Source organism: Streptomyces marincola (assembly GCF_020410765.1).
GTDB classification, from domain to species: Bacteria; Actinomycetota; Actinomycetes; order Streptomycetales; family Streptomycetaceae; genus Streptomyces; species Streptomyces marincola.
This window is the reverse complement of the sequence record NZ_CP084541.1, coordinates 687,128-698,358: the sequence shown is the minus strand read 5'-3', so window position 1 is coordinate 698,358 and position 11,231 is coordinate 687,128. Positions and strand designations below refer to the sequence as shown.

Below are 11,231 nucleotides of genomic sequence, written 5' to 3'. Positions count from 1 at the left end.
CCATCACGCCCACGCACGCGCCCCGTCACCCCCGCCGCTCGCCGCTCGCGGGCCCGCCGCGCCGCGCCGCCGTCACCACGGCCGCCGCGCTGGCCGTCCTCGCCGCCGCCGCGCCGGCCACCGCGGCTCCCGCGACGGCCGCGGCGCCGGTGACGGTCAACCTCACCCTCACCGGTCCCAACGGCGTCATCTACGACGACGCGATCAGCACCGACGGCCACATCGTCAGCCCGCTGACCGGCGGCGACCACCTGTGCGACGGCACCAACGGCGGTGCCAACCCCGCGCCGGGCGCCACGCCCACCGCGGCGCTCGACGACGCGGCGGCGGCCGACGGGTTCGACTGGGACGGCGTCTGGTACGCGTCGTTCGACGACTACCTGGTCACCGAGATAGACGGCTACTCCCAGAACGCCGACTTCTTCTACCTGATCACCGTCAACGGTGTCGAGACGCCGGTCGGCGGCTGCCAGTTCCTCCTCGAAGAGGGCGACGACGTCGCGTTCACCTGGACCGAGGTGGGGTGAGGCACGCGGGCGGGCGAACGGCCCTTCCCCGTTCGCCCGCCCGCCGGCGGCGCCCCCCGCCCTGGCCCGCGCCTCGGGTAACGTCCCGCCGGGGCCGACCCATCCGGCGGCGCCCCCGGTTCTTGACCCTCACACCGTGTCAGGCGGTCGGCTCGGAGACACCATGTTCACCATCGGAGACTTCGCCAGGCACGGCCGCGTGTCGGTCCGGATGCTGCGTCACTACGACGCGACCGGTCTGCTGCGCCCGGCCCACGTCGACCCCGCGAGCGGTTACCGCTACTACACCGCCGCGCAGCTCGCCCGCCTCAACCGGATCATCGCGCTCAAGGACCTCGGGTTCACGCTCAGGCAGGTCCGTGACGTCGTGGACGAGAAGGTCGGCGCGGAGGAGCTGCGCGGCATGCTGCGGCTGCGACGGGCCGAGCTGGAAACCGCCATGGCCGCCGCGAGCGCGCGGCTGCTCCAGGTCGAGGCGAGACTCCGAGCGATCGAGAGCGAGGGGCAGATGCCCACCAACGACGTCGTCGTCAAACGCGTTCCCGCCGTCCGCGTGGCGGAACTGACCGCCATCGCACCGAGTTTCGAGCCCGAGGACATCGGCCCGGTCATCGGGCCGCTCTACGACGAGCTGTTCCGGCACCTGGACGCCGCGGGCATCGCGCCGACGGGGCCCGGAATCGCGTACTACGAGGACGCCCCCGAGGGCGGCGGCAGGATCAGAGTCCACGCCGCCGTCCAGGTCTCCGCGCCGCTCCGGGACGGTGCCTTCCGCGTCCTGGACCTCCCGGCCGTCGACCGGGCGGCGACCATCGTGCACCGCGGCTCGATGGACGCCGTGCTCCCCACCGCGCAGGCCCTGGCCCGCTGGATCGACGCGGGCGGGCACCGGCCCGCCGGGTACCCGCGCGAGGTGACCCTGGAGTGCCCCGAGGACCGGGAGGACTGGGTGACGGAGTTGCAGGCCCCGGTGACCATGGCCTGATCCGAGCGGACGGGCCGCCGCGCACCGGGCGGCGTCCCGTCCCGTCCCGGCGGGCAACGGGCCGGGGCGGGCCCTCGTCGCCGGGCACCGGGCGGCGGCCGGGTCTGGGAGAGTGTCCGGCACGCCAGGACAGCCCGGAGGGACCACGAAATGCCCACATCCCCATGGTCGTTGCCCGCCGCGGCCCTGACCGCCCTGCTGGCGGCCACCGGCTGCGGCGCCGAGGGCCCGCCGCCGCCCGACGGCGGCGGGCCGGGGCCGGCACTCGTGCGCGAGGACGCCGTGCCGCCCGCCCCGGAACCGGACGCGGGGTGGACCGAGCCCTCGCCGCGCGAGGGCCTGACCAGGCCGTCGCCGCCGCCCGCGCCGGAGCCCGCGCCCTCGCCGCCTCCGCCCGCCCCCGCGCCCCGCGCGCCCGCCGCCGAGGAGCCGGACGGGCCCGGGGCGGCGCCGACCGCGCCGCCCCTCCCGCGCCCCGGGGACTGCGCGGTCGGCGACGAGACGTGGGACGACTTCCTGAGGCAGATGTGCGAGAGGTACCTGCCGGGCGGCGGGCCGGCGGGCTGAGGGCGGCCGTTCCGCGCCCGTCCACCCCTACGGGCTACGGGCGCATGAGTTCGAGATCCGCGCCCCACGCGTCGAGCACCCCGCCGTGGCCGCCCGCGCGGGCGGCCCGTTCGACATCCGCGAACAGCGCGCGCTGCGTCGCCCGGTCGCCGTCGGCCACCACGCGGCGCAGCCGCGGCAGCAGCCGCTCGCCCTCCCACACGCGCGCGCCCAGCGGGTGGTGGCGCAGCTCCCACTCCAGGTAGGAGTTGTACGGCCGGACCCGCGCGTGCAGGGCGAACAGCGTCTCCAGCAGGAACGGCACGGCCTCGGCCGCGTCGAGGTGCGCCAGGCCGGCCCGGCCCGCGCGGTGGTTCTTCATCGACCGGTAGGTCTGGTTGGCGTAGGCGTCGAGATGGCCGGCCGCGTGAGCGCTCGCCTCCCGCGCGGTCAAGGTCCGCTTCCGGTCCAGGACGCGGCCGATCCCGCCGCCGAGCCGGTCGGTCAGCACGCGCGCGTGCACGAAGGCGTAACGGCTCCAGGACTGCGCGTCGCCCGGCAGCCCGCGCAGGCGGAACTCGGCCAGGCTCAGCACGACCACGTCCAGCCGTGCGGAGCGGAACCCGTGCCACGCGCGGATCGGGGAGTGCGCCCCGTCGGCGGTGACCACCCACAGGTCGTGGTCGGAACGTGCGGTCGCCAGCCCCTCGTGGACGCGGGACCCGGACAGCAGGACGCCGAGGACGGCCGGGTCGGCGTTCGCCCGGTCGAGGAGGGCGTCGAACGAGATGTCGTACGGCATGGTGATGACTCCGCGTCGAAGCGACCGCGGCACCCGGGGCCGCGGTGAAGGTACAGGTCCGACGTCGCGTGGCCGCGCGCGGCGGCCACCGGGAGATCACCTCACGGCGGGCATGCTAGTGCCCGGGGGACGGCGGGGGCACGCCGTTTTCCGTCCCCCGGGACCGCGGGTCAGCCGCGGAGGGTTTCGAGCAGCCGGAGCCAGACCTCGCTGATCGTGGGGAACGCGGGGACCGCGTGCCACAGCCGCTCCACGGGCACTTCGCCGGCCACCGCGATCGTCGCCGCGTGCAGCAGCTCGCCCGCCTGCGGCCCGACGAACGTGGCCCCGATCAGGTGGCCCCGGTCCAGGTCCACCACCATCCTGGCCCGGCCGGTGTACCCGTCGGCGAACAACGAGGCCCCCGCCACGTCGCCCAGGTCGTAGTCCACCACGCGCGTGCGCCGCCCGGCCCGCTCCGCGTCCGCCGCGGTGAGGCCGACCGAGGCCACCTCGGGCTCGGTGAACACCACCTGCGTCACCGCCGCCGTGTCGGCCGTCGCCGCGTGCGGCCCCCAGGCCGCGCCGTCCACCGCGTCGCCCGCCGCGCGCGCCGCGATCACCGCGCCGGCGACGCGCGCCTGGTACTTGCCCTGGTGGGTGAGCAGCGCCCGGTGGTTCGCGTCGCCCACGCAGTACAGCCAGTCGCCCTCGACGCCCCGGACCCGCAGGGCGTCGTCCACATCGAGCCACGAGCCCGGTTCGAGGCCCACGCTCGCGAGGCCGATGTCGTCCGTCAGCGGGCGCCGGCCCGTGGCGAACAGCACCTCGTCCACCTCAAGTGCCGCCTCCCCGCCGGGGTCGAGCGACAGCGTCACGGGCCCCGAGCCGCCGGGCCGCACCAGGCCCGTCACGGACACCCCGGCGCGTACCGTTGCGCCGCGCCGCTCAAGCCCCTCGGTGACGAGTTCGCCGGCGAACGGCTCCATGCGCGGCAGCGCGCGTTCCCCGCGCATGAGCAGCGTGACCCGTGAGCCCAGGGCCGCCCAGGCGGCGGCCATCTCCACGCCCACCACGCCGCCGCCCACCACGGCCAGCCGGTCCGGCACCTCGGTGGCGCTCGTCGCCTCGCGGCTGGTCCACGGGCGCGCCTCCGCGACACCGGGCAGCCGCGGCACGACCGCCGCGCTGCCGGGGGCCAGGACCACGGCGTGGCGCGCGAGGAGCCGGCGGACCCCGCCCCCCGAGGTCTCCACCGCCACCCGGCGCGGGCCGTCGAGGCGGCCGTGCCCGCGGATCAGGTCGATGCCGGCGGACTCAAGCCACGACACCTGCCCCTCGTCGTTCCAGCCGGAGACGAACGTGTCGCGCCTGGCCAGCACCGCCGCCGCGGCCAGTCGGCCGGTGACCGCCTCGCGCGCCCCGGCGACGGCGCGGGCGGCGTCGAGCGCCGCCGACGGGCGCAGCAGGGCCTTGCTGGGAATGCACGCCCAGTACGAGCAGTCGCCGCCGACCAGGTCGCGTTCGACGATGGCGGCCGACAGGCCGGCGGCGCGGGCCCGGTCGGCCACGTTCTCGCCGGTCGGACCTGCGCCGATGACGATGACGTCGTACTCGGTGGTGTCGCTCATGAAGGCGCTCCTTCGGGGAACCGTGGACTGGCCTTGACCGTTTTCCCACCGTAGGCCGGTCGAGCCGTCGCGCCCGCGCGGCGTGCCGTCGCCCCCGCCCGATGAGCTTTCGCGTGAACTGGCGCGGACACGTGGCGGGATCGCGGCCGTGGCAGTAGCTTCTGGGCATCGGGCCGGGCGGGCAAAGGGGCGGATCGTGGGGCAGCGAGGCAAGCGTTCCACCGGAGTCACGACCGCGCTCGGCGCGGCGTTCATCGGCGGCACCGCGGCGGTCGTCGCGGCGTTCATCGGCGGCGCGTTCACCGCCTCGGGCGACGAGGACGGCGGGCCGGGGCACGAGGCGCCGCCCGCGTCCTCGCCGCCGCCCGAGGCCACCGCCGAGCCGTCGGGGACGCCCACCGCGCTGTCGGGGCACGTTCCCGGGGCCGACGTGGTGGGGACGACGCCGGACGGCGTCGCCGGCGCCGTCCCCACGGGCCTCGGCGCGGCCGGCTGACGCCGGCGCCGCGCCCAGCACGCCTCCCAACGGGCCCGCTGCCCTGGCCGCCTTCCGGCGGCCGGGGGGCCGGGCGTGCGCGGTGGGCCGGACGCCGCGGGTACCGGGTGGCGGATCGCGGCGAACGCGGACGGGCGGGAGGCGCTGTCCGACTGAGCCCGAGTGAGCCCCGAGGCGGGGGACGCGTTCGGGTCAGAGCCGACGCAAAGAGCGGACGACGTACGTCATGTGCTGGATGTACCCGGCCCGCAGCCAGTGGGGGGCCTGGCCCGTGCCGACCTTGGATGTGGCGGGGCCCTCGGCGCAGTCCCGCAACCAGGTCTCCCCGGCGCTGGCGACCGCACCCCGGAACTCGGGCATCTCGCGGATCCGGAGCGCCGCCGCACGGATTCCCGCCGCGCGGTCGGGCCCCCTGTTCCACACCTTGCACAGCACGAACCAACTGTCGATGGTGTAGCGCAGGACTCCCCAGGGCGGGCTTCCGCCGGCCGGCTGCTGGGCGAGCGCGGTGACGGGTCGCACGCCGTAGTCGCCGTAGGCGAGCAGCGGCGCGTAGCCACGGTCGCCCGCCCTCGTTTCCTGCCACACCTGCCAGTCGGTGCGCGGCTCCTCGTGGAGTACGCCCAACTGCGGTACCTCGTTCGTGACCTGCGGGAAGCCTCCGCCGAGAACGGCGGCTGTCCGCCAGTCCGCCAAGGGCCACAGGGCGTCGAGGGCGCGCAGGGCCTCCTTGGCGGCGTCGGGGCGGCCGGGGAGGACAGCGCCCAGATCGAGCAGCAGATCGACGGGCACATCGGGCTCTGCGTGCGCGAGGAGGCGGTCGACGTCCTCGGCCGTACCACCGTTCCACTCACCCGGGACGCGCACGCGGACGCCCACCCCGCAGCCGTGGCGACGAGCCGCTTCCAGGGCGGCGGACCGCTGGGCCGCGCTCCGCTCCGGCCCGGTCACCGGACGGAGCAGTCCGGAGAGTGCCGTGCACTCGGACAGGATCTCCGACAGCGCCGGTATCTGCGCCTCCTCGGCGAACGGGGCGTCGACCCATCCGGGATGGCGGCGGTGCGCTCCCCGGACCCGGTCCAGTTCCTTGCGCCAAGGGGCGCCGCTCAGCTCCCCCGGGGGCACACCGGGGCACGGCGGCAGGTTCCACAGCGGGGCCATCGCGGCATGGAGGTCCGGCCGGACATCCAGGTAGGCCAGTCGCGCGTGCTGCCGGACGGGAAGGACGGGGACGTAGAGCGGTACGGACATCGCGGCCCCCTCGGACGACCCGTCTGCTTCCCTGCTTTGTCAGGATCTGCGCCTGGCGGGTCGCCGGAAAGGGCGTGTTTCCGGCCCGCATGGCCGAAGTGCCTCGATGCCATGGGTGCGACCGGCGCGCTCGACGGCGGCGGTGAACCGCGGGCCGGCTGACGCCGGGGGTTCCGGCCGCGCCCTCGGGGCCACCGGCTCGCGGTGGGTGGCGTGCTCCCGCGCGCCCGGCCGGGCGCGGCCACGGCCGCGCGCGGGTAGTCCCCTGGCAGGCGCACCGACCGTCCCGCGCCTCGGCCGACCGAAGGGGTACCCACCATGACAAGTCACCCGGCGGCACTCGACGACCTCGACCGCAAGATCGTCGCCGCGCTCGTCGCGAACGCGCGCACCAGTTTCGCGGAGATCGGCGCCGCCATCGGGCTCTCGGCCCCGGCCGTCAAGCGCCGCGTGGACCGCCTGCGGGAGGCCGAGGTGATCACGGGTTTCACCACCCTGGTCTCGCCCAGCGCGCTCGGCTGGCGCACCGAGGCGTACGTGGAGGTCTACTGCGACAGCGCCGCCCCGCCGAGACGGCTGGCCGAGGTGGTCCGCGACCACCCGGAGATCACGGCGGCGATGACGGTGACCGGCGGCGCGGACGCCCTGCTGCACATCAGGGCCGAGGACATCCAGCACTTCGAGGAGGTGCTCGAACGCATCAGGGCCGAGCCGTTCATCGACAAGACGATCAGCTACATCGTGCTCTCCCACCTGCTCTCCGACAGCGCGGAGGCCGGCGCGAGCCCCGCCACTCCGGCGGACGAAACGAATCGCCGCTGAGCGGCCCGAGCACGCAACACTTCCGCGTGTACGCGCAACCGTGGTTTCTTGTCGGCCACCGTGCTCCGTTTCTACCGTGGGTGACATGCCAGCCACGCGCCTGCGGCGCCCCCGGCGCTACCTGACCTGCGAACCCCGGTTCTTCGACGTGCGGTACACCATCAATCCCTGGATGCGCGAGGACGCGCCGGTGGACACCGCCCTGGCCCTGCGGCAATGGCACACCCTGGTGGACGCCTACCGCGCCCACGGCCACACCGTGGACACCGTCCCCCCGGTGCCCGGCCTGCCCGACATGGTGTTCGCCGCCAACGCGGCGCTCGTCCTGGACGGACGCGTCCTCGGCTCCCGCTTCCTCGCCCCGCAGCGGCAGCCGGAGAGCGCCGCCTACGAGCTGTGGTTCAAGTCCGCCGGCTTCGACGTGCACGCGCCGCGGGCCGTCTGCGAGGGCGAGGGCGACCTCGTGCCCGTGGGCGGCCTGCTGCTCGCGGGCACCGGCTTCAGAACGGCGCCGGCCGCGCACGCCGAGGCCCAGGAGCTGTTCGGCGTGCCCACGGTCGGGCTGCGCCTGACCGACCCGCTGTTCTACCACCTGGACACCGCGCTGTTCGCGCTGGACGACGAGAACGTCGCGTACTACCCCGGCGCGTTCTCCGCGGGCAGCCGCGCGGTGCTGGCCCGGCTGTTCCCCGACGCGGTGCTCGCCACCGAGGCCGACGCCATGGCGTTCGGCCTGAACTCCGTCTCCGACGGCCGGCACGTCTTCATCGACCCGCACGCGGACGGCCTCGTCGCCGAACTCGGCCGCCGCGGCTACGTTCCCGTCCCCGTCGACCTGTCGGAACTGCGCAAGGCCGGCGGGGGCATCAAGTGCTGCACCCAGGAGGTCCGGTCATGACCGCAGCGCCCGCCCGCGCCCGCCCGCGCTCGTCGGCCGAGCTGATCCGCGCCGAGTCCACCGCGCTGGCCCGCAACTACCACCCGCTGCCCGTGGTCGTCTCCCACGCAGAAGGCGTGTGGGTACGGGACGTTGAGGGCCGGCGCTACCTCGACATGCTGGCCGGCTACTCGGCGCTGAACTTCGGCCACCGGCACCCGGCCCTCGTCGAGGCCGCCCACCGCCAGCTCGACCAGCTCACGCTGACCTCGCGGGCCTTCCACAACGACCGCCTCGCCGGCTTCGCCGAGAACCTGGCCGCGCTGACCGGCTTCGCCATGACGCTGCCGATGAACACCGGCGTCGAGGCCGTGGAGAGCGGCATCAAGGTCGCCCGCAAGTGGGCCTACGACGTCAAGGGCGTCGCGCCCGACCGGGCGACGATCGTGGTGGCGGCGGACAACTTCCACGGCCGCACCACGACCGTCGTCGGCTTCTCCACCGACCCGGTGGCCCGCGAGGGCTTCGGCCCGTTCGCGCCCGGTTTCCGCGTCGTGCCCTACAACGACCTGCCGGCCCTGCGGGAAGCGGTCGACGAGACCACGGCGGCCGTCCTGCTCGAACCCGTGCAGGGCGAGGCCGGCGTGATCATCCCCGACGAGGGCTACCTCGCCGGGGTGCGCGCGGTGACGCGGGACGCGGGCGCGCTGTTCATCGCGGACGAGATCCAGTCGGGACTCGGGCGCACCGGCACCACCCTGGCCGTCGAGCACGAGCGGGTCGTGCCCGACATGGTGCTGCTCGGCAAGGCCCTGGGCGGCGGGATCGTCCCCGTCTCCGCCGTCGTGGCGGGGCGCGATGTGCTCGGCGTGCTCGGGCCAGGACAGCACGGCTCCACCTTCGGCGGCAACCCGCTGGCCGCCGCCGTGGGCACGGCGGTCACCGAGCTGCTGCGCACCGGCGAGTTCCAGCGCCGGGCCGCGGATCTCGGCCGCGTGCTCGACGCCGGGCTGACGGCGCTCACCGGGCGCGGTGTCCTGGCCCACCGGTGCCGCGGCCTGTGGGCGGGGGTCGACATCGACCCGGCGCTCGGCACCGGCCGGGAGATCAGCGAACGCCTCATGTCCGAGGGGGTCCTGGTCAAGGACACCCACGGTTCGACGATCCGGCTGGCGCCGCCGTTGACCATCACCCGCGACGAACTCGTCTGGGCCCTGGACCGCCTCGCCGCCGTGCTGTCCGCCTGACCGCCCGAGCGCCGCGGGCGCCCTCGCGCCGGGCCGCCGGCGCGGGGGCTCAGCCCGCCAACTCCCGTACCGCGCGCACCAGGCGCCGCACGTGCTCCTCGGGGGTCCCGGCGCCGAAGCTCACGCGCACCGCCTGCGACGGCCCCCCGCAGCCGTCGGGCCCGGCGTTCCCGGCCGTCCCGTCCTCGCCCGCCTCGCCGAGCAGCAGCCGCGCCAGCGGCTGCGCGCAGAACAGCCCCGCGCGCACCCCGATGCCGTAACGCTCCGACAGCGCCCGCGCGAACGCCGCGCCGTCCCACCCCGCCACGGTGAACGACAGCACCGCGACCCGTGGCGCGTCCGGCCCGAACAGCGAGAGCTCCCGCACCGCGGGCACCCCGGCCAGGCCCTCGCGCAGCACCCCGAGCAGCCGCTCCTCGTGCCCGGCCAGCGCCTCGTACCCGGCCCCCGCCAGGGCGCCGCACGCGGAGGCCACGGCGCGGACGCCGATCACGTTGGGCGAGCCGGCCTCGTGCCGCGCCGCGCCCCGCGCCCACTCCACCTCGACGCCGCCCGCCGTGCCGCGCGCGACCACCCGGGTCGCGCCGCCGCCCGCGAGGTACGGTTCCGCCTCGTCCAGCCAGTCGGCGCGCCCGGCCAGCACCCCGGTGCCGAACGGCGCGTACAGCTTGTGCCCGGAGAACGCCACCCAGTCGACGCCCAGGGCGGCGACGTCCACCGGGCGGTGGGGCACGAGCTGCGCCGCGTCCAGCACGACGCGCGCCCCGTGCCGGTGCGCCACGGCCGCGAGTTCACGCACCGGCCACAGCTCCCCGGTCACGTTCGACGCCCCGGTGACGCACAGCAGTTTCGGCACCCCCGCGGGGGCCGAGGCCAACGCATCCCCGGCCGTGCGCACCGCCGCGTCCGGCGAGCGCGGCGCGGCCAGGAACGTGACCTGGTGGCGGCGCCACGGCAGCAGCGCCGCGTGGTGCTCCGTCTCGAACACGAACACCCGCGTGCCGGCGGGCAGCGCGGCGGCCAGCAGGTTCAGCGAGTCGGTCGTGGACCGGGTGAACACCACCCGGTCCGCCGCGCGGCAGCCGAGGAACGCGGCCACCTCGGCCCGGCTGCGTTCGAACAGGTCCGTGGCGCGCTGCGACAGGTGTCCCGCGCCCCGGTGCACGCTGGCGTACAGCGGCGCGAACTCCGCCACGTCCGCCCAGACCGAGCGCAGGGCGGGGGCGCTCGCCGCGTAGTCGAGCGCCGCGTACTCCACCTCTCCGCCGGTGGTCAGCGGGACCCGCACGCCCTCGCCGAGCACGGGCAGGACCGGGCCGACGGGTCCCGGCGGCCCGGAGCACAGCGAGGAACGACCGGAGGACACAGTGGTCATGGCGCAACAGCTCCCACAATCCGCGCTTGCCGCGGACCTTGCTGCCCGCGGCCCGGTCATCACCCGGGAGCACCCCGCCACGGAAGGAGGGTTGCCGGACAGCGGACCGGGGTCCATGCGTGCTGTCACTCGTGACCTTGCGGGTGATTGTGCCACACGGCCGTGCCGCGCGCCTCACTCGGTCGTGCGACATGAACCACACGAACGAAGTACCCGCCGCATGGCGGCTGTTGGCCCGGGTAGCGAGGGCGGTGATCAGTGGCGCCGATGGGAGCGCCACGCCGCAGCCGCTGCCCCGGGGCAGCGCTGTCCACCCGAGAGGACACCATGCGTATTCGACACGTCGCGGGCGCCCTGGCCGCCGCCGCCCTCATCGCCGTCACGGGGCCCGGCGGCACCGCGCAGGCACAGACCGGGGAGTTGAGGTTCCACACGGTCGGCGGCAACCAGGGCACGGTCGACCTGCCGGAGCCCTACCTGTGCTACCCGCTCGGCGACCCGGAGGAGCCCGCGATCGGCGGCTTCAACGCGACGGTGTTCACCGCCCGCCTGTACGGCGACGGCTCCTGCACCTACGCGCTGCCGCGTGACATCCAGTCGGGCAAGGGCTTCGAGACCCAGGGCGCGGGCAGCGTCAAGTTCTTCCCGTCCAGGGCGGCCTGAAGCCCGTCCGGGCCGCCCCCCGCCGCGGGG

General features: G+C 75.7%; 12 protein-coding genes and 1 riboswitch. Of the genes, 8 read left to right on the top strand and 4 right to left on the bottom strand.

From position 1 onward, the window contains the following. Positions 1-2: 2 nt before the first annotated feature. The 3 genes from LC193_RS02910 to LC193_RS28905 all read left to right on the top strand — a co-directional run bounded on the left by LC193_RS02910 (position 3) and on the right by LC193_RS28905 (position 2,079). Entirely contained in the window at positions 3-527 is a 525-nt protein-coding gene (locus LC193_RS02910) for a DUF4430 domain-containing protein (protein WP_226078459.1), read from the top strand. 163 nt (positions 528-690) lie between these two features. After that, positions 691-1,512, top strand: a complete 822-nt coding sequence (locus LC193_RS02905; protein ID WP_226071156.1) for a MerR family transcriptional regulator — start codon at positions 691-693, stop codon at positions 1,510-1,512. Between the two features lie 150 nt (positions 1,513-1,662). Next, a complete protein-coding gene (locus tag LC193_RS28905; protein WP_264086252.1) occupies positions 1,663-2,079 on the top strand; it encodes a hypothetical protein in 417 nt (138 codons plus the stop codon). A 34-nt stretch (positions 2,080-2,113) separates the two neighbouring features. On the opposite strand, the gene LC193_RS02895 is transcribed toward LC193_RS28905, so the two are convergent. Further along, the gene (locus LC193_RS02895) at positions 2,114-2,860 is read right to left on the bottom strand and encodes a hypothetical protein (protein ID WP_226071153.1); all 747 of its coding nucleotides are present in this window, start codon (positions 2,858-2,860) and stop codon (positions 2,114-2,116) included. Positions 2,861-3,030: 170 nt separating this feature from the next. Then, the gene (locus LC193_RS02890) at positions 3,031-4,470 is read right to left on the bottom strand and encodes a dihydrolipoyl dehydrogenase family protein (RefSeq protein ID WP_226071144.1); all 1,440 of its coding nucleotides are present in this window, start codon (positions 4,468-4,470) and stop codon (positions 3,031-3,033) included. A 196-nt stretch (positions 4,471-4,666) separates the two neighbouring features. Here LC193_RS02890 and LC193_RS02885 point away from each other — a divergent pair, with 196 nt between their 5' ends. Further along, on the top strand, positions 4,667-4,966 hold the full coding sequence (locus LC193_RS02885; protein ID WP_226071142.1) for a hypothetical protein: 300 nt from the start codon (positions 4,667-4,669) through the stop codon (positions 4,964-4,966). A 192-nt stretch (positions 4,967-5,158) separates the two neighbouring features. On the opposite strand, the gene LC193_RS02880 is transcribed toward LC193_RS02885, so the two are convergent. After that, positions 5,159-6,217, bottom strand: a complete 1,059-nt coding sequence (locus tag LC193_RS02880) for a beta family protein (RefSeq protein WP_226071140.1) — start codon at positions 6,215-6,217, stop codon at positions 5,159-5,161. A 318-nt stretch (positions 6,218-6,535) separates the two neighbouring features. On the opposite strand from LC193_RS02880, the gene LC193_RS02875 reads away from it, so the two are divergent. From LC193_RS02875 to rocD, 3 genes are all read left to right on the top strand, one after another. Beyond that, entirely contained in the window at positions 6,536-7,039 is a 504-nt protein-coding gene (locus LC193_RS02875) for an Lrp/AsnC family transcriptional regulator (RefSeq protein ID WP_226071138.1), read from the top strand. 85 nt (positions 7,040-7,124) lie between these two features. Then, complete coding sequence (ddaH, locus tag LC193_RS02870; protein ID WP_226071136.1) at positions 7,125-7,937, top strand: dimethylargininase; 813 nt, start codon at positions 7,125-7,127, stop codon at positions 7,935-7,937. Further along, the gene (gene rocD, locus LC193_RS02865) at positions 7,934-9,163 is read left to right on the top strand and encodes an ornithine--oxo-acid transaminase (protein ID WP_226071135.1); all 1,230 of its coding nucleotides are present in this window, start codon (positions 7,934-7,936) and stop codon (positions 9,161-9,163) included. The genes ddaH and rocD overlap by 4 nt, the downstream gene beginning before the upstream one ends. A gap of 49 nt (positions 9,164-9,212) precedes the next feature. On the opposite strand, the gene LC193_RS02860 is transcribed toward rocD, so the two are convergent. Beyond that, complete coding sequence (locus tag LC193_RS02860) at positions 9,213-10,538, bottom strand: aminotransferase class V-fold PLP-dependent enzyme (RefSeq protein ID WP_226071132.1); 1,326 nt, start codon at positions 10,536-10,538, stop codon at positions 9,213-9,215. Between the two features lie 17 nt (positions 10,539-10,555). Next, positions 10,556-10,675, bottom strand: a riboswitch (SAM riboswitch). A 190-nt stretch (positions 10,676-10,865) separates the two neighbouring features. Between LC193_RS02860 and LC193_RS02855 the strand changes: the two genes are divergently transcribed. Next, positions 10,866-11,201 carry a hypothetical protein gene (locus LC193_RS02855; protein ID WP_226071130.1) on the top strand — a complete coding sequence of 112 codons (336 nt, stop codon included), beginning with the start codon at positions 10,866-10,868 and terminating at the stop codon, positions 11,199-11,201. The last annotated feature ends 30 nt before the right edge of the window (positions 11,202-11,231 follow it).